At 59.2% G+C, this 17,788-nt stretch carries 16 protein-coding genes; 12 read left to right on the top strand and 4 right to left on the bottom strand.

Annotated elements, in window-relative coordinates; translation table 11 throughout:
• The first annotated feature begins 107 nt into the window (after nt 1-107).
• Entirely contained in the window at nt 108-515 is a 408-nt protein-coding gene (locus HY795_11805; protein ID MBI4805908.1) for a tetratricopeptide repeat protein, read from the top strand.
• Nucleotides 516-696: 181 nt separating this feature from the next.
• On the opposite strand, the gene HY795_11800 is transcribed toward HY795_11805, so the two are convergent.
• The gene (locus HY795_11800) at nt 697-2,163 is read right to left on the bottom strand and encodes a response regulator (GenBank protein MBI4805907.1); all 1,467 of its coding nucleotides are present in this window, start codon (nt 2,161-2,163) and stop codon (nt 697-699) included.
• Nucleotides 2,164-2,590: 427 nt separating this feature from the next.
• On the opposite strand from HY795_11800, the gene HY795_11795 reads away from it, so the two are divergent.
• The 6 genes from HY795_11795 (at nt 2,591) to HY795_11770 (ending at nt 8,383) form a co-directional block, all read left to right on the top strand.
• Nucleotides 2,591-3,808 carry an ammonium transporter gene (locus HY795_11795; protein MBI4805906.1) on the top strand — a complete coding sequence of 406 codons (1,218 nt, stop codon included), beginning with the start codon at nt 2,591-2,593 and terminating at the stop codon, nt 3,806-3,808.
• Nucleotides 3,809-3,820: 12 nt separating this feature from the next.
• Nucleotides 3,821-4,159: a P-II family nitrogen regulator gene (locus tag HY795_11790; protein MBI4805905.1), complete on the top strand. Its 339-nt coding sequence runs from the start codon at nt 3,821-3,823 to the stop codon at nt 4,157-4,159.
• A 45-nt stretch (nt 4,160-4,204) separates the two neighbouring features.
• Nucleotides 4,205-6,784 (top strand): [protein-PII] uridylyltransferase, encoded by a 2,580-nt coding sequence (gene glnD, locus HY795_11785; GenBank protein ID MBI4805904.1) that lies wholly within the window; start codon nt 4,205-4,207, stop codon nt 6,782-6,784.
• Between the two features lie 64 nt (nt 6,785-6,848).
• Nucleotides 6,849-7,499, top strand: coding sequence for a peroxiredoxin (locus tag HY795_11780; protein ID MBI4805903.1), 651 nt, complete (start codon nt 6,849-6,851; stop codon nt 7,497-7,499).
• A gap of 2 nt (nt 7,500-7,501) precedes the next feature.
• Entirely contained in the window at nt 7,502-7,741 is a 240-nt protein-coding gene (locus HY795_11775) for a hypothetical protein (GenBank protein ID MBI4805902.1), read from the top strand.
• A gap of 168 nt (nt 7,742-7,909) precedes the next feature.
• Nucleotides 7,910-8,383 (top strand): hypothetical protein, encoded by a 474-nt coding sequence (locus tag HY795_11770; GenBank protein MBI4805901.1) that lies wholly within the window; start codon nt 7,910-7,912, stop codon nt 8,381-8,383.
• 158 nt (nt 8,384-8,541) lie between these two features.
• Here the strand turns inward: HY795_11770 and HY795_11765 are convergent, their stop codons facing one another.
• Nucleotides 8,542-8,901: an iron-sulfur cluster assembly scaffold protein gene (locus tag HY795_11765; GenBank protein ID MBI4805900.1), complete on the bottom strand. Its 360-nt coding sequence runs from the start codon at nt 8,899-8,901 to the stop codon at nt 8,542-8,544.
• Nucleotides 8,902-9,259: 358 nt separating this feature from the next.
• Between HY795_11765 and HY795_11760 the strand changes: the two genes are divergently transcribed.
• The 3 genes from HY795_11760 to HY795_11750 are packed head-to-tail and all read left to right on the top strand — an operon-like array spanning nt 9,260 to nt 12,670.
• Complete coding sequence (locus tag HY795_11760; GenBank protein ID MBI4805899.1) at nt 9,260-9,955, top strand: zinc/iron-chelating domain-containing protein; 696 nt, start codon at nt 9,260-9,262, stop codon at nt 9,953-9,955.
• Nucleotides 9,948-12,248 (top strand): PBP1A family penicillin-binding protein, encoded by a 2,301-nt coding sequence (locus HY795_11755; GenBank protein ID MBI4805898.1) that lies wholly within the window; start codon nt 9,948-9,950, stop codon nt 12,246-12,248. The genes HY795_11760 and HY795_11755 overlap by 8 nt, the downstream gene beginning before the upstream one ends.
• Nucleotides 12,249-12,292: 44 nt before the next feature.
• Entirely contained in the window at nt 12,293-12,670 is a 378-nt protein-coding gene (locus HY795_11750; protein ID MBI4805897.1) for a hypothetical protein, read from the top strand.
• Between the two features lie 198 nt (nt 12,671-12,868).
• On the opposite strand, the gene HY795_11745 is transcribed toward HY795_11750, so the two are convergent.
• Nucleotides 12,869-14,848 (bottom strand): U32 family peptidase, encoded by a 1,980-nt coding sequence (locus tag HY795_11745; GenBank protein MBI4805896.1) that lies wholly within the window; start codon nt 14,846-14,848, stop codon nt 12,869-12,871.
• Between the two features lie 210 nt (nt 14,849-15,058).
• Here HY795_11745 and HY795_11740 point away from each other — a divergent pair, with 210 nt between their 5' ends.
• Together HY795_11740 and HY795_11735 are read left to right on the top strand one after the other, a co-directional pair.
• Nucleotides 15,059-16,246 (top strand): pyridoxal phosphate-dependent aminotransferase, encoded by a 1,188-nt coding sequence (locus HY795_11740; protein MBI4805895.1) that lies wholly within the window; start codon nt 15,059-15,061, stop codon nt 16,244-16,246.
• Between the two features lie 109 nt (nt 16,247-16,355).
• On the top strand, nt 16,356-16,991 hold the full coding sequence (locus HY795_11735) for a class I SAM-dependent methyltransferase (GenBank protein MBI4805894.1): 636 nt from the start codon (nt 16,356-16,358) through the stop codon (nt 16,989-16,991).
• On the opposite strand, the gene HY795_11730 is transcribed toward HY795_11735, so the two are convergent.
• Nucleotides 16,988-17,536, bottom strand: coding sequence for a hypothetical protein (locus HY795_11730; GenBank protein MBI4805893.1), 549 nt, complete (start codon nt 17,534-17,536; stop codon nt 16,988-16,990). The genes HY795_11735 and HY795_11730 overlap by 4 nt on opposite strands.
• Between the last annotated feature and the right edge of the window lie 252 nt (nt 17,537-17,788).

Below are 17,788 nucleotides of genomic sequence, written 5' to 3'. Positions count from 1 at the left end.
TGGAAAACATAATTTGACTTTGATAATCATTATCACTATAGCTCATCCAACGAAGCACTCGGGTACGGGGGAATAATTGTCCCCTCCAAAGGGTGCAGGGAGGAGTTATGACCACGAAATCGACCATAGGATCAAAGTGCCGTCCGAGGGACATGTTCGCGACTCTTTTGAAGCCCATGGCTGAGGCCCAGAAGGCGACCTGCGGTGGCGGGTGCCGGGCCAAGGCTTTGACGAACCTCAACCGCGAAGGAATGGCCGCATGCCAGACAGGCGACCTGGAAGAAGCGGGTAGGCTTCTTGCCCAAGGGATTTTGCTTGCGCGAAAAGCTGGCGTGTCCATGTACGAAGCGAAGCTGCGCAACAACCTTGGCCTGGTGCATCTGCTCGCGGCCAGGCCGAGCGAGGCGGCCAGCGAATTCGGCCAGGCCTTGGTTCTTGTGGAGAACAAACTCGGGAGGGACAATTCCCTTTTCAAGCGGATAGAGAACAATCTGAGCCAGGCGTCCAGCGCATGATTCCAAAAAGGACTGTGCAGGAGCATGCAGGGCGGCATCATTCCCGCCCTGTGTACTCTCTCGCTTGCAAGGCAGTATGAGCGATATCTGCTGAGGGGAGGTGGAGGATTGAGGGCTAATAAATTGAGGGATAGTAAAATTACTAAAACCGCAAACCGGTAAAAATTTACCGAATCGTCAACTAGTCTTCTGGATTGTTCCGCGAGAAAGCCTGGTCGGCATGCAGGACGGACATGGTGAAAATCCCTTTTCCGTCCTTTTGGTCAAAGACCAGCGAGCCCCCCATGGTGCGCAGCAGCCTGTAGCAGAAAGGCAGGCCGATTGATTCCCCGCCTTCGTCGAAAGGCAGGAAGACCTTTTCCACATCCTCCACGGGTTTCACCTGAGCCCCGCCTACCTCTATATGAAGAAAACGCTCGCTGGAGAACATCCGGATCCACATGGTGCCCTTGGGAGGCAGCGACGCCAAGGTGGCCCGTATGAGGTTGATGACGATCTGGGTGAGAAGGTCCGGATCTTCCTCCACCTGGGAGTTCGGAAGTTCCATATCCAGTTCTAGCAAGACGTTGTTCGCCTCAATTTCCGGAGCGAGAAGCTCCAGGCAGTCGCGAACCACTGTGGTGAGCTGGATCGAAGCCCTGTGCATGCGTACGGGGCTCAGATAATCACGTATGCGGTCGAGGATTTTCTCCAGCCTCTGAGCCTCTCCGAAGATGATCTCGGCTTCCGGTTGGCCGGGTTCCTTTTTGAGAAGGCTCCTGGCGAACCCGCCGATGGCCACCAGCGGGTTGCGGATTTCGTGGGCCACTTCCGCTGAAATCGCACCCAGGGTCTTCACCTTTTCCTTTTGCACCAGGAATTTCTCCAGCATCAGCCTGTCAGTGATGTCGAGTATGACTCCCTCGACCCCGGAGAGGGCGGCGCCGCTGGGGCAGGTGGTCTGCGGGATGGATTTGATGATGCCGTGAACGGTTCTTCCGGTCTTGTGGATCAGCCGGCAGGTTTTGGAGAACGCGCTGTCCTTGTCGGCCAGGTTCTGCATGAAGGCCAGACGGACGCGTTCGCGGTCGTCGAGGTGCACCCGCTCCAAGAGCCAGCTAGGCTCGGCCAAAGCCTCTTCCTGCGTGAATCCGAGCAGGTTCTGGCAGGCGCGGTTGACGAACTGCAGCTCAAGACTGGCGTCCAGGCTAAATATCACCAACGGGATGTTCTGGACCAGGTTGGTGTACCTGGCTTCCGCTATCCGCACCTGCCGGGCGAGCTCCCTGCGTTCCAGTGTGGCCGTGACCGCATGGTCCAGCAGGTCGAAGCTTTCGATGGGCTTGGTGATGTAGTCCCAGGCCCCAAGCCGAAACGCGCGGATAGCGTCCTGAAGATCGGCCCTGCCGGAGACGATGATCACCGGCGTATCGTTTCCCAGCGCCTTCATCTCTTCAAGAAAAGCAAGCCCGTCCATCACCGGCATGCGAAGGTCCAAGAGGATCAGGTCCGGCCGGTGCATCGTGAGCTGCTCAATCCCTTCCAGCCCGCTCGACGCCTGGAAGGCCGTATACCCGGAGTCTTCGATCCAGGCCGCAATGGTAGCCCTGACGGAGTAGTCGTCGTCTATGGTGAGGATCGACCGGGCTGGCGGAGTTGGATCGAGCATATGTGTTCCAGTCCGTTAATAGAGTATTCCACCCATTATTTCCACCAAACAAACGAGTATGGCAAGGGCGCGGACGAATATGAGGTCGTTTTTCTCGTTGTATGACGACTTCTAGCCAAAATGATATTTTTTGCAAAAGTTGTAAAAAAATGTCAGATGTTGGCGCATGTTGATGGCCAATTCATTTGTCAGAAATAATTGTATTTTTTAAAAATTGGTGAGCGTGCGACATTTTTGAACATGTTTTTACATTTTGTCTGAAAACAGAAAAAACTTGCAAAAGTGTAAAAACGTAGCTATCTGTTAACCCGTGCAGCCAAACCGGCGGGTCAGGCAGGAGACACCCGGGGCAAAGATGGCAGGCACGAGGCCGCCGGCAGGAAAGACCTGCTGGCGGGCCACCATCGAAAACAGGAGGGTTTTTCAAATGAACGCGGCGGACACAGCATTCATTCTTATCTCGGCGGCCCTGGTACTGTTGATGACTCCGGGGCTTGGTCTGTTCTACGGCGGCATGGTCCGCTCCAAAAACGTTTTGGGCACGCTCATGCACAGCTATGTGCTCATCGGGCTCATTTCCGTGGAGTGGGCCATCATCGGGTATTCCATGTCCTTCGGGTCGGATGTCAGCGGCATCGTCGGAGGGCTTGATTTTCTCAACCTCGCCGGTGTCGGGCAGACTCCCCATGAAACCTACGCCAACACCGTGCCCCACCTGGCCTTCATGGCCTTCCAGATGATGTTCGCGGTCATCACTCCCGCGCTCATCTCCGGAGCCTTTGCCGAGCGCATCAAATTCAGCGCGTTTCTCCTCTTCAGCCTCATCTGGGCCATCGCCATCTACAACCCTCTGGCCCACTGGGTCTGGGGCGGCGGCTGGCTCATGTCCATGGGTGCTCTGGACTTCGCTGGCGGCGCTGTGGTGCACATGAGCTCCGGCGCATCGGCCCTGGCCTTTGTCCTCTTCCTGGGCAAGCGCAAGAACTACGGCCGCGAGCCCTTCATTCCCCACAATCTTCCCATGACCATCCTGGGCGCTGGGCTCCTGTGGTTCGGCTGGTTCGGTTTCAACGCCGGCTCCGCCCTCACCGCCGGCGGGTTGGCTTCCTCGGCCTTCGTCACCACGCACCTGGCCGCTTCAGCCGCATCCCTCTCCTGGATTCTGGCGGAGTGGATGCATCGCGGGAAGCCCACCACCTTGGGTTTGGCATCCGGCGCCGTGGCCGGCCTCGTGGCCATCACCCCGGGCGCGGGTTTCGTGACCCCCATGGCTTCCATCGTCATCGGCCTGGTCGGTGGGGTGGTGTGCTACTTTGGGGTTAACATGAAGCACATGTTCAAGTATGATGATGCCCTGGATGTCGTGGGCGTGCATGGTCTCGGCGGAACCTGGGGCGCCCTCGCCACTGGCCTCTTCGCCTCCAAGGCCGTGAACGAGGCCGGAAACGACGGACTGTTCTTCGGCAACCCTGAGCAGCTTTGGATTCAGTTCGTCTCCGTGGTGGCCACCTGGGTGTTCTGCTTCGTGGGCACCATGGTCATTCTGGCGGTGGTCAACGCCATCGTGAAGGTCCGGGTGGGCGAGGAAGACGAGGACAAGGGCCTGGACGTGAGCCAGCACGGCGAAACCGGCTATCAGAATTAAGGAGCGTTCCCCATGCGTAAGATCGAAATAATCACCCGGCCCTACAAGCTGGAAGACATCAAGAAGGCCCTCACCGATGCTGGCGTAAAAGGGATGACCGTCTCCGAGGTCAAGGGCTTCGGGCGCCAGCGCGGCCATAAGGAAATCTACCGCGGAGCCGAGTATCAGGTGGATTTCGTGCCCAAGATCAAGCTCGAGCTGGTGATCGACTCCGGCCTGGTGCAGGCGGTGCTCAAGGCCGTGCAGGACGCCGCCCGGACCGGCGAAGTGGGCGACGGCAAGATATTCATCACGCCGGTGGAAGAGGTTGTGCGCATCCGTACCGGAGAAACCGGCAAGGACGCCATCTAACTGTAGCCAAGAGGGGGTCGCCCATGCGGCCCCCTCTTTTCTTTCATGCAGCCGTCCCCTTCCAAAGCGACCAGGCACCTGGAAAGGCAGCGCAAGGAGCTGCTTACGGACCTGGGCCCCGGATTCTGCCAAAAGTATTCAGAAGCCTACGACGAGTATTTCAAAGCCAGGATTGTGGAGATTCCTCCTCGCAAGACCGCTTTCGCTCTGGTGGCGGTAGGTGGCTACGCCAGGAGCGAATTGTGCCCCAGGTCGGACATCGACGCGCTGATCCTGTTTAAGGGGTCAGTTCCGGCAGAGGCCAAAGAGCTGGCCAAGGACGTCTTCTTCCCCCTGTGGGATCTGGGCGCGGACTTGGGCCACGGCGTGCGCTCGGTCGGCGAATGCCTGGATCTGGCCAAGAAGGACTGGCAGGTTTTCGCTTCGCTCCTGGATGCCCGCTTCCTGGCCGGCGACAAAAGCGTGTTCGACGAATTCGTAAACAAGCGCGACAGGAAGCTTCTTCCCGGGAGAGCCGAATCCTTCAAAAAATGGCTCGCGGAGCACAACCTCAAGCGCGCCGCCAGCTACGGCGACGCCTCGGGCATGCTGGAGCCGAACCTCAAGGAAGCCCTGGGCGGCCTGCGGGACGTACACCAGGTTCGCTGGCTGGAAGGGCTCTCCAAAAGAGATGGAGCGGGCCTGCCCGCCGAATGGCTCGACGTGTTGGAAGGGCACCTCGCCTTCTTGCTCATGGTTCGAAACCACCTGCATGTGCTGGCCGGCCGCAAGGAAGATCGGCTGAGCCTGGACTCGCAGAGGGAACTGGCGGGCAGGCTTGGATTCAAGGCCTCCGAAGGTGTTCTGGACGTGGAGGTGTTTCTGGCTGAACTCCACCGGGTAATGGCCGAGATACGAACCCTGCACCGCGCCCTCTGGCCGCTGCTTGCCACCAAAACACCCGGCAAGGCCGCCCCGGGAAAACCCCTGGGCGGCTCCATACTGCTTACCAACCAGGGGCTGGATTTCGACGCGTCATCATCCGGTCGCTCCGGGCCAGAGGATGTTCTGGACATATTCGGCCACGCCCTGAGGCTTGGGGAACCGCTGTCGCTTCCTGCGCGCAGGCGCATAGAGGGCGGCATTCAGGAGCTGAAAAGTTTCTCCGGAACAGCGGAGGGGGGCACGCGAGCCTTCGAACTCCTCCTGAAGGCCCTCATGGAACCTCACGGAGAGGCCGCCTTGGCGGATATGCTCGAAACCGGGGTTCTCGGGGCGATCATTCCGGAATTCGGACGCGTTCAAGACATGGTCCAGTATGACGTGTTCCACATCCATCCCGTGGGGCGCCACACCCTGGAAACCATCCTTGAACTGAGAAAGACCGCACAGCCAGATCATCCCTACCATGCCGTATATTCGCGGCTGCCCAACCCGGAGCGGCTTCTGCTCGGAGCCCTGTTTCACGATATCGGCAAGGGCCAAGGCGGGGCCCATTCCGAGAAGGGCGCGGACATGGCTCGCGAAGCCCTGACGCGCTTGGGGCTCGATGAAGAGACGATCTCGGACGTGGGCTTTTTGGTGCTCAGGCATCTGTTGCTGGCTGACACCGCCATGCGCCGCGACATTTCCGACCGCGACGTCCTGGCCGCCTGCGCCCAGCGGATCGGCACCGCGGACCGCCTCGACATGCTTCTTCTTCTCACCATGGCCGATTCCGTGGCCACGGGGCCATCCGCCTGGAACGATTGGAAGGCGAGCCTCATAGGCGGGCTGCACGCCCGGATCATGTCCGTGCTAGAAGGCGGGGGGCTCTTCGACGTCACGGACGCCCACGCCATGCTCGCACTGCGAGACAAGCTCCGGTCCAAGGCCAGGGGCATGTTCCCGGCCGAGGGCCTGGAAGCTTACCTGGACGCCATGCCTCCCAGATATCTGTTAAGCCGGGGTACGCAGGGCATTCTCACGGACCTGGGGCTTCTCTCCCAATTGGAGGCGGCCCTGGAGGAAGATTCCCGCATGCGTCCGGCCAGCAAGGCCGGACGGGGTGTGTCCGTTATCGAGACCGAGGCGAACAAAGCCGGAGACGGCTGGGGGGTAACCCTGGCGGCCAGGCATCAGCCGGGTCTTTTCGCCACCATGGCCGGAGTGCTGGCCCTGCATGGAGTCAATATCCGCTCGGCCGACTTCTATCTGTGGAGCGATTCCACGGAGATCCACACCTACCAGACGGCTCCTCTGCCGGAAACGCTCTTTGCCGAAGAGCTCTGGGCCAGGGTACGCCGGGCGGTGCGCTACGCGCTTACCGGGAAACTCTCGCTCGACTACCGCATTCAGGAAAAGCGTGCCTCGCCGCTTATGATCAAGGCACCGGACATGGGGATCCGCCCAAGGGTGTCGGTGGACAACTCCTCGTCCGAATATTTCACCACCGTGGAGGTGAGGGCCGCAGACCGGCTAGGCCTTCTCTATGACATTGCCGTTGCCTTCGATTCGCTCTCTCTGAACGTGCACATGGCCAAGATCGACACGCACGGGCTGGAAGTATTCGACGTATTCTACCTTCGCGGCGAAAAGGGGCGCAAGGTGACGGACCAATCCAGAATCGAGGAGATATCGAGCATCGTGCTGGCCAGCCTGGCCTGAAGTGGACTTTCTCCCTTGGCCTGGGGTAGGCTCATTGCAAGCTCCATTCGTCAAGGAGGATCCCATGGACCAGAGCAATTGTCCGCCTCGCTTGCCGCGTATCGGCGAGCAGGCCCCGGCTTTCGAGGCTGAATCCACTCATGGCATCATTCGCCTGGAGGACTTCGCGGGCTCCTGGCTCGTCTTCTTTTCCCATCCAGCCGACTTCACGCCGGTCTGCACCACGGAGTTTCTGGCTTTCGCGTCCATCCACCAGGACCTGCGCGCCAAGGGATGCGAACTGCTAGGGCTGTCCATCGACTCGGTGTTCTCCCATATCGCCTGGGTCAGACGCATCGAAGAGAAGTTCGGCGCCAAAATCGAGTTTCCGGTCATTGCCGACCTGTCCCGCCAGGTGGCGGAGCTCTACGGGATGATAATGCCTGGCGAATCCAAAACCGAGGCATCGCGTGCCGTGTTCGTCATTGATCCCAAACAGATGGTGCGGGCGGTGATCTATTACCCCCTGACCACGGGCAGGAACACGGACGAGATTGTGAGGCTTGTGGATGCGCTTAAAACCACGGACGAACACGCTGTGGCCACTCCGGCCAACTGGCGGCCCGGGGACAAGGTGATCGTTCCTCCGCCTCGCACCCAGGATGCCGCACAGGAGCGGGTTGGGGCGAAAGGTGTGGAGTGCCTGGACTGGTTTTTCTGCAAAAAGAGCTTGTAGGCGTGGCGTGCATCAAGCCCGACGGCAGCCTCACGGAAATTGGCCGGCAAGTGCTTGCGGGATTGCACGAGCATGGATCACCAGAAGCCGCGGCCCTCTCCACCGGACTGCCTCTCTACAGAATACGCATGGTTGCCAGAGTGCTCGAGGAAGCCGGGCTGGTCAGGGAGGAGCAGGGGTGGATGCAACTGACTTCCTCCGGAGAGGAGAAGCTTTCGGCTACACCAGCGGGTCACCCGTAATTGGGTAGTGGGTATGAATCATTCGCTCTGCAACCTGATTCCGGCGCATTTTGGGATTCTGAAAGAACCTGCCCGCGAGGTTTTGTAGAGATGCCAAAAGGTCTTAACGCCTTTGGCTGGGACCTAGGAGGGTACCCCCTGAGCCGTCATGGCGGACGGAGGGATACGGTGGTGAAGCTGATTCGGACATTTCTCTGCGGAGCATTGCTCATCGGATCAGTCCTGGCGCAGGGCCAGCCGGCCCGCGCCATGGACAAGCAGTCCGAGGCGCTCTACGGGGTGCAGGGAAGGCTCTCCGCCCCGCAAGACCCGGCAACGCCAGGTACTCCTATTGTATTCGGCACAGAGCATGTTCTTCAGGATGGGCTCTTCACCGTCAGAGTGACTCTGCACAGGGCATCTGGTTCAGACTACGAAATATCGGGAGTGCTGGCCTTGAATGATTCCAGCGACATCATCCGCTGGAGCAGCCGCAGGATTTTTCTCGTGCTTTTCGAAGGGGATACGGAGGTGGCAAAGGTCTATCTGCCGTCGTCGGAAACCACACGGCACGAGTTGAGATTCAAAAAAAGTTTTTCTGAGAAGAAAACGTTCACACGGTTTGAGCTGACCATCATCGGGGATATCCGGTTGGCCACCTGAACCGGAAATGCCGTCTTGATCGAGACTTTCGGCGGGACGTGGCTTCGGACAGGTAGCCACGATGCCTCCCGGTCAAGCACATTGGCGTGCCCCTGTTGCCGCCAATAAAAAAAGCCGCCCCGCATGCGCGGAGCGGCTCGGGTGGCAGCTGGTCGCCTTTAGGCGGCCATTTTCTTTTCCCAATTACGCAAGGCGAGCTTGAGAGCGCCGATGGTGAAGACGTCGCAGTCGTAATCTTCCTTCACGACTTCCAGATTGGGGCGAAGCTCCTGGTTGGTCAGGGGATAGAGTTCGTACACGGACTTGCCCTGCACCATGGAGATGAGCGCGGCCAGGCACTGGCGGCTGTAGAAGCAGCCTTCGGCCTTTCCTCCGGCCTCGACAACCACTTCATCGACAATACGAAGTTGAACGGTTATCGCCTTCTTGCATGTGGTGCATCCGTGAACACCTTCGGCATCACAATTATCGATTACACGAATCACGTCGGCAAACTTATCCTTCTTGTTGGACTTCATAGGAAAAACCTCAATGGGGTATATACAAAGGTTGCTACCAAGGAACCGGCTTACGTAAAGACGTATGCACAGCTCCAAGGCGGCGCAAGAGACTGGATGGAATAGGACCAATAGGTTCAGTCGGGATGCGTCGCCACAAGCCTCACCACTGCCGGGGCCCTGATAGTCACCTCTCTTGGTGAGGTCAACGGAAAATACAGTAGGAAAAAGAGAAATTTGAAAATTCAGATTGAGACGAAGAGAAGCATCCTTTGCTTCCTGTTATAATGAATATGAAACAGGGCGAATTTGCAGTGCTTTTGCAGTCTTCTGCCATATCAGGCATAAACGGATTTCGTTCTGACTGTCATGCCGGGAAATCCCTCCCGTAAAGCCAAAAAAATTACCGCCCATTCAAGCACATCCGGCAAAAAGGGATTGCCAGATGGCCGTTGCGGTCATAGATGGCAGCGGAGTACTTGAGGATTGCCACCCAGTGAACAGAAAAAAAGACGCCTTCGTCTGCATCCGGTGCGCGGCCATGGGCCCGACCTGCTGCAGCCTTACCCCCGGTCAGGAGGATCTCTGTTTCCCCGTCTCGGAGATCGAACGGCAGCGCATAGTCGAATTCGGCCCCAAAAAGGGGGGGCTCACCGGAGCGCCCAATTCCAAAAGATTTCTGGACAACCTGATGCGTCTGTTTCCCCAGGACAGAAAGCACCTGGCCGCACTGTTCCCGGGTCATGGCGAGCATCTCCGCCTGGCCACGCATCCTGACGGACGGTGTTCGTTTCTAACCTCCTCGGGATGTGTGCTGCCCAGGGAGGCCAGACCGTATTATTGCCGTCTCTTCCCGTTTTGGGTATCGGCAGGGGCCGTCACGGCTTTCGAAGCAAAAGGGTGCGTGGCCTGTTCCGAGGGCCGCACGATCCATGGGATACTCCCCCTCATAGAAATGAGCAGGACTCTGGTCCTGGAGTTGCATGGCCGCATGCGCATGGCCTGGGGAATGGCCCCCGGCGACGATGGAGAAGAGCCAGGAAAGACCAGGGTGAGAGTAAAAAACGATGCGTAAACTACTGCTTATATTTGCTATTCTAATCGCTCTCGGTGTGGTGGGCGCGGGAGTCGGGCTGGTTGGCCTGTATTTCTGGGCGGCCAGTGATTTGCCGGGATTTAAGAATTTGACCGAATACAAGCCGCCTGTGGTGTCTACCGTGTACACCCGTGACGGTAAGGTGCTCGGCAACCTTTTTGCCGAAAAGCGCTTTTTGGCCAATCTTGGCGAAATGCACGCTTTCTTGCCCAAGGCCTTTCTGGCTGCCGAGGATTCTTCCTTCTACCAGCATGAAGGAGTTGATCCTCTGGCCATATTCCGGGCCTTCCTGAAGAATCTTCAGCACGGGGGAATGAAACAGGGCGGCTCCACCATCACCCAGCAGATCGTCAAACGGCTGCTGCTCACCCCGGAAAAGAGCCTGAAGCGCAAGATAAAGGAGGCCATCCTGGCCTACCGCCTCGAGCGCTACCTTACCAAGGATGAAATACTCACCATCTACCTCAACCAGATATATTTGGGGTCTCGCGCCTACGGGGTCGAGGCCGCTGCCCGGACCTACTTCGGGGTGCACGTCGGCCAGCTGACCTTGGCCCAGTCCGCCATGTTGGCTGGCTTGCCCCAGGCCCCCAGCCGGTACAGCCCGCTCAAGGATTTCGAGGCAGCTAAGGGCCGCCAGAAGTACGTGCTCGGCCGTATGCTCGAACTGGGCTGGATCACCCAGGACGAGTATGATCGCGCGGTCAAGGAACAGCTGGTGTTCAAGAGCATGGACGAACAGACCTGGGGGGTCGGGGCGTATTACCTGGAGGAAGTCCGCCGCTGGCTGGTGGATCACTTCGGCGAAGACATGGTCTACACTGGCGGCCTCAAGGTGATCACCGGCTGCGACCTGTTCCACCAGGAAGTTGCGGAAAAGGCCCTGAAGAACGCCCTGGTGGCCTCTTCCAAGCGCCGCGGTTGGAAAGGCACCCTCGACACCCTGCCTCCGGACAAGTGGAACGAATTTCTGCGCCAGGATGTGAACCCGGACGTGCTCAAGTCCGGCCAGTGGGTGAAAGCCCTGGTGACCGAGGCCTCCGCCAAGGGCCTGGTTGTGAAGTACGGCAAGCACACGGGCATCATCGAACCCAAGTACCTGGGCTGGACGCGCGGAAAAGGCCCCAAGGCGGGCGAGGTGGTCTTCGTATCTCTCGCGCCTGAGGACCCCAAGACCAAGGGCAAGACCGCCAAGCCGCCGCGACTCGGCGATGACCTCGTTCTCCAGCAGGAGCCGGACGTGCAGGGGGCCATGGTCTCCATGGATCCCAGATCCGGCGAAGTGATCGCCTGCGTCGGCGGGTACTCCTTCGAAAAGAGCCAGTTCAACCGGGCCACCCAGGCCTTGCGCCAGTGCGGTTCGGCTTTCAAGCCCATTGTCTATTCGGCGGCCATGGACGAAGGCATGACTCCGGCCACCGTGGTCATGGACAGCCCCTTCGTTTACGAGGACCCGTACACCCACAAGATATGGAAGCCTGAGAACTACGAGGGCGGCTTCCTGGGCCCCATGTCTCTGCGCGCCGCCCTGGCCAAGTCCCGCAACCTGGTCACCATCCGGGTGGCGCAGCAGATAGGCATCCAGAAGGTCATCGCCCGGGCCAAGGCCATGGGCATCGAATCCGAACTCGGGCCGTACCTGCCCATCTCCCTGGGGGCGGGAGCCGTTCATCTGATCAACTTAGCCCAGGCCTACACCGCGTTCGCCAATGCCGGCATGCAGGTGAAGCCCCGTTTCGTGCTTTCCGTGGCAGGGCCGGACGGCCAGGAGCTTTATCGCTCCGAGCCGGAACGCAAGGAGGCCATGTCGCCCCAGACGGCGTTCATCATGGACGCCATGCTCAAGGAAGTGGTCCGGGCCGGAACCGCGGGCCGGGCCATGGTCATCGGCAAGCCCATCGCGGGCAAGACCGGCACCACCAACGACGAACAGGATGCATGGTTCATGGGCTTCACCCCATACTTGCTCACCGGCGTCTACATCGGCTTCGACCAGGCGCAGTCCATGGGCAAGGGCGAAGCCGGCGGCACCACCGCGCTGCCCGCATTCGTCGAGTACCGGCTGGCCGTTGAGCCCCTGTACCCCACCGAGGATTTCCCACAGCCTCCGGGCATAGTCTGGGCAAGCGTGGACGGGGTGTCCATGCCCTTCAAGGAAGGCCAGGACAAGAGCGCCTTTGCCGGCATAATAGGCGGGGAGAGCAACATCAACTTCTCGGACCCCAACGCGCCGCTGGCCACGGGCGAGCAGTTGCTCAAACAGATGTATTAGTCAGGCGTGCGCAGCCCTGGCTTCTCTTAAAAAGCGGAGTGTGAATGGATAGCGTGTCGGATATCGGGAAGGTGCTGGAAATGGTTCGGGAAACGGCCGCATCCATTCGGGAGCTTGAGAAGTCGGCCCTGGAGGATTTGCACGGCCAGGGCGACAAGGACTCCCACCGCTTCAAGATGATGGAGAAGTGCGAGCTTCTGGCCGAAATGTCCGAGCACGCCGAGCCCTATCTCAAAGGCGACGATCCTGTCAGCGAGCGTTTGCGCCAGGGGCTCAAGGACTTCGCCCGCCGGGCCAACATGGCTCTCGACCTGGAGAGCATCTTCTTCATGTCCGCGCTTTTGTATCCCGACGATTACCAGGACGGGGACCCAAACGATCTGGAGCGGTTTCTCGCCCGCTTCGAAGGCGGCCGCGTTTAGCCGAAGTTTCCCAGGGCTCCGCCCTGGACCCGCCGGGGGGAGAGCCTCCCCCCGGACCCCGGCAATAAGCAAAGCGTCCCTGACCGGCATGCCGGTCAGGGACGCTTTGCTATTATGAGGGTCCAGGGAGACGAACGTCTCCCTGGCGGGAGAGTCCAGAGAGAGCGGCGCTCTCTCTGGTCGCCGAAGGCTCTTCTCCTAGATAATCCCTATCTCCCAGTTGAACATGCCGCCGCGCTCCTTGCGCTCAATGGTCTTGGGCATGGGTTCGCGCATATGGATGATCTGGAGGTACCCGGCCTTGACCAGGGTTTCCTCCTTCTCGGAGAGATCCAGCTCCCAGTTGGGATACATCCAGTGGTTCTGCCCGTAGCGGGTCACGAAGCAGATCTCGCCCTTGGGGCTCACGATGGGCTCGCAGGACTTCACGTCCGGGGTCATGGTGCGGCTTATGCCTAGCGGCCACAGGCCGTGGGTCACGACGCCAAGCGGCAGCGGGCTCACCCGGGGCAGGTGCAGGATGTCTTCCCCGGAAAGCTCCGGGCTCACCACGGCTCCGTCAAAGCCCATGTCCCGTAATTTGCCAAGGGCCAGCGGATTGGCCACGTTGCAGAACGGCCCGGCCCACATGAGCATCTCGCGGCGCTTGCGCCCGAGAATGCCGATCTGCCAGGGGGCGTTCAGCACGAAGCGCTTGCCGCCGCGCTTGAGGATGATCTCAACGATGTCCAGGAAGTCCTTTTCCTCGTTGGGCCAGATAACGGGCGGCAGCCACCACCAGGTGGAAGCGGCCCGGCCCAGGGGCAGATGCTGGGTCTTGGTGGCGGAAACCCACACCCCGGCCACGCCCTTGGCGGGACCCTTGGGCGGTTGGCGCCACACGTGGACGGACTCCGCCCGAACACCGCGCGGGGCCCGGAACGGCTTGGCGAAGGTGGGCTCGAAGGAGGACTCCACGGAATCGATCTCGGGAATCCGCAAGAGCTCGTCTTCCAGGGCGTTGATGCGCTTGACCAGCTCCGGCTCGCGGCGGTCGATGAGGAAGACGCTCATGCCCGCCCGTGGGCGTTCCTTGCCTTTTCCCTGAAGCGTCAGGTCGTATCGGCCGCCCTTGGGAATGGAACGGGTGACGCGCACTACCTGGTGCCCGGCCTCGTCCTCGTAGCCCAGGCGCAACAGATCGCCGGGCAGCATCGGCTGGCGCGGGTTCACGAAGTACTTGCGGGCCTCGCTCATGGAAAGCCGCCCGATCAGCTGGCCGGACCCGGTCTGGCTCTGGGAGTCCACGGGGTTGCGCGGCTTCTGGGGCAGGAAGGTGTAATGGGTGGCCGGACGGCCCAGGGCCTGCTCGATGTAGGAGAGGGCCGCCTTCTTGCTCTGGGGATCGTCCGGGGAGTCGCGCAGGATGCGGTAGGCGGTGGTGGTGTAGTAGACGTAGTGGGGGCCCTTCTTGCGGCCTTCGATCTTCCAGGCCATCACCTTGGGCATGGTCAAGAGGGCCTTGGCCAGAACATCCAGGGAAAGGTCCTGGCAGGAGAAGTAGCGGCCGGGCTGGCCCTTGCGGCTGAACACCCTGCGGCAGGGCTGCACGCAGCGTCCGCGCAGTCCGCTTTTTCCTCCCAAAAAGCTCGACCACCAGCAGCGCCCGGACACGTTGTGGCACAGGGCCCCGTGCACGAACGTCTCCAGGGCCACGCCTTCAGGGCAGGCCTCGGCCATCAGGCGGATCTCGTCCACGTTCAGCTCGCGCGGCAGCACCACCCGGGAGATGCCAAGCCCCGGCATGAGGGGCAGGGCCGTTTGAGAGGACACGTTGGCCAGGGTGGAGAAATGCAGCTCGCCCGTGTACCCGGCCTGGCGGGCCACCACGGCCATACCCAGGTCCTGGATGATCAGGGCGTCCGGCTTGACGACCTTGGCCAGACGGTCGGCCAGGCGTCCCGCCTTGGCTTCCTCACCGGGCTTGGTCAGGGTGTTCATGGCCACGTAGACCTTGCGGCCCTTGTTGTGGGCCAGGGTGGTGAGCCTGGCCAGCTCCTGTATGGAAAAGTTGTCGGCCTGCATGCGGGCGGAAAAATGCTTGAGCCCGCAATAGACTGCGTCGGCTCCGGCGGAAATGGCGGCGAGGAAGGAGTAGGCGTCGCCGGCTGGAGCAAGGATTTCTGGGGTGTGGTTCATATGTGATCAATACCGGAAAAACGGGGTTTGTGAAGACCCGCCAAAATGAACGGGTGCCGGCAACGCATGATTAAACGCCCGGAGGGCGTGGTTTTCAAAGAAGGCCGGGCGGATGTAGCCCCTTCTTTGGCTTCTGGCAAGCTTGAAGAATGGAGCCGGTGGGGGTAGTGACCGTGGCTCATTAATCATAATGGCATAATGGAGACCAACATGAGCTTGTTGTCAGGCGAGATAACCGAAGCCCTGAAAAAGGGATCCTGGATACGGCGCATTTTCGAGCAAGGCGCGGAGATGAAGAAGGTCCACGGGGACGACAAAGTGTACGACTTCAGCCTGGGCAATCCGGACCTGCCGCCTCCGCCCGTGGTGGGCGAATGCCTGTCGGACCTGGCCACGCGCGCGTCCGAACCTTTCGCCTTCGGCTACATGCCCAACGCCGGGTACCCCCACGTGCGCGAAGCCCTGGCCGTTCAGGTGAGCTCCGAGCAGGGAATTCCCTTCTCGAGCCAAGACCTGCTTTTGACCTGCGGCGCAGCCGGAGGCATCAACGCCTTTTTCCGGGCCGTGCTGGAACCGGGAGACGAGGTGCTCTGCCCAAGGCCCTATTTCGTGGAGTACGGCTTCTACGTGGGCAACCACGGCGGCAGGCTGGTGACGGTTCCGGCCAAGCTCCCCTCGTTCGATTTGGACGTTCCGGCCATGCTGGGGGCGATCACGGAGAGGACCCGGGTGGTCATGCTCAATTCCCCTAACAACCCCACGGGCTGCATCTATCCGGAAGCGAGCCTGAAGGAGCTGGCCAAAGGGCTCGAAACACTGAACGCCAAGCGCGACAAGCCCATTCTGCTCCTTTCCGACGAGCCCTACCGCTTCCTGACCTACGACGGCATATCCGTTCCTTCCTTGCCGAAGATTTACCGGTACACCGTGGTGGTCAGCTCTTTTTCCAAGAACCTGTCTCTGGCGGGCGAGCGCATCGGCTACGTGGCCCTGGCCCCGGACATGCCCGGCAAGCAGGAGCTCATGGGCGGCATCGTGTTCGCCAACCGCATCCTGGGCTACGTGAACGCCCCGGCCATCGGTCAGGCGCTTCTGCTCAAATCCCTGGGGCACCAGGTGGACGCCGGGATTTACGCCGAGCGCCGGGCTGCTATGTGCAAGGTGCTAGACGACGCCGGGTACGAGTATGCCATGCCCAAGGGCGCCTTCTACTTCTTCCCCAAGGCCCCGGGTGGAGACGACGTGGCCTTCGTGGGCAAGCTCTGCGAAGAGCGCGTGCTGGCCGTGCCCGGCATGGGGTTCGGCATGCCCGGATACTTCCGGCTGACCTTCTGCGTGGACAAGAAGGTGATCGAAAACGCTGCCGAGGGCTTCAAAAAGGCCATCAAGGGCGTCTAAGCGGGACGCAGGAGACGCGATCTCTCCCCTGGGATTCCAAAAGGCCTTGACTTTTGGAATCCCAGTTTTTGTTTTGAGTCAAGAAGGCCAACAATGAAGGGATAGAGAGATGACAGAGTTCTGGGAATCGAGTTTCATAGAGAAACAAACGATGTGGGGTTTTGAACCGTCCGATTCAGCAATTCTGGCGAAGGATTTTTTTCTTGAAAGGAAAATAAAGGATATATTGATACCTGGTTTCGGATACGGAAGAAATGCAAAAGTATTTATTGATAATGAAATTTCTGTGACCGGAATTGAGATTTCGAGAACAGCTATTGATCTAGCGAGGAAAAACGGGATCGATGTTGATATACATTATGGTCCAGTATCTGCCATGCCTTTCGACGGCAAACTATACGGAGGGATATTCTGCTTCGCACTCATCCACCTGTTGAATAATCGTGAGAGAAAGAAGTTCATTGAAGATTGCTATAGTCAGTTGCAACCAAATGGGTACATGATTTTTACAACGGTTTCCAAGAAAGCCCCGATGTTTGGAAAGGGCAGGCTGTTGAGTAAAAACCGATTCGAGGTGATGAAGGGTGTAAAAGTGTTTTTTTATGATTCTGACTCAATACGCAGGGAATTCGGAAAATATGGCTTGGTGGAATTTTCAGAGATTGATGAGCCCAGTAAGAATATGGATAATAAACCCTCGATAAGATTTGTGCTTATAAAGTGTAAGAAGAAAATTTCCAGTTAAACGTGCCACTTGGTGTGGCCCCAAGGCTTTAAGATGGTGATGAGGATCATGAGGCTCACCACCGCCAGCTGGGTCAGGGCCACGGTCATGTTCATGGCCGACTGCAAAATTGTGCCGGGAGGCACCATGCCGTCGGGCGGCAGGTTGCGGCTGAAACGGACCATCATCTCAAGCCACGGCGTGAGCCAAAGAAACCCCACCACCACGTAGCCTGTGGTGACCACCCATTTGATGATTATCCACCAGTATTTGAAAAAGCCGAAATTGGTCATGGCCGAATAGAAGAACCCGGTGAGCATGCACAGCAGCGCGGCCGGGGCCACGACCCAGGTGTCCACGAGTAAGAGGATGGTCCGGTAGGCGAACATCTCGGCGGCCAGCTGGGGCTCGAACATGAACTGGATGACCGTGATGCAGATGGTGGCCCCGCCCCACATGGAGGCGAAGCAGATGTGCAGGGTTTTCAGCCAGCGCAGTTCCTTGCCCCGGATGCGGTAGTGGATAAGCTGGTGGTCGCCCAATAGGCTCTCCTTGGGTGCACGCATAATTGACTTTCTACCATGAGGGACATGTATGTGGAAGGAACATAATTATTTTCAAGTCAGGTATCCTTAAATAATAAGCTAATACGTTCGATATATTACATTGACATTTATATACGTGGCTATCCCCTTAACTCCGCATAGGTGACAGGGGTGGCACTGGAGCAGGCCCTCAAGAGGCGGTCGAAGCCCTGCCCAGGCCAGAAACGGCGGTTGAATCGGTAGCAGAATTCATCGAGGTATTTTTGAAGATGC

Origin of the sequence: Desulfovibrio sp. (assembly GCA_016208105.1) — a bacterium.
In the GTDB taxonomy this organism is placed as follows: Bacteria; Desulfobacterota; Desulfovibrionia; order Desulfovibrionales; family Desulfovibrionaceae; genus Fundidesulfovibrio.
Note: the sequence above shows the minus strand (reverse complement) of the source record. Positions and strands in the feature narration are given on the sequence as shown.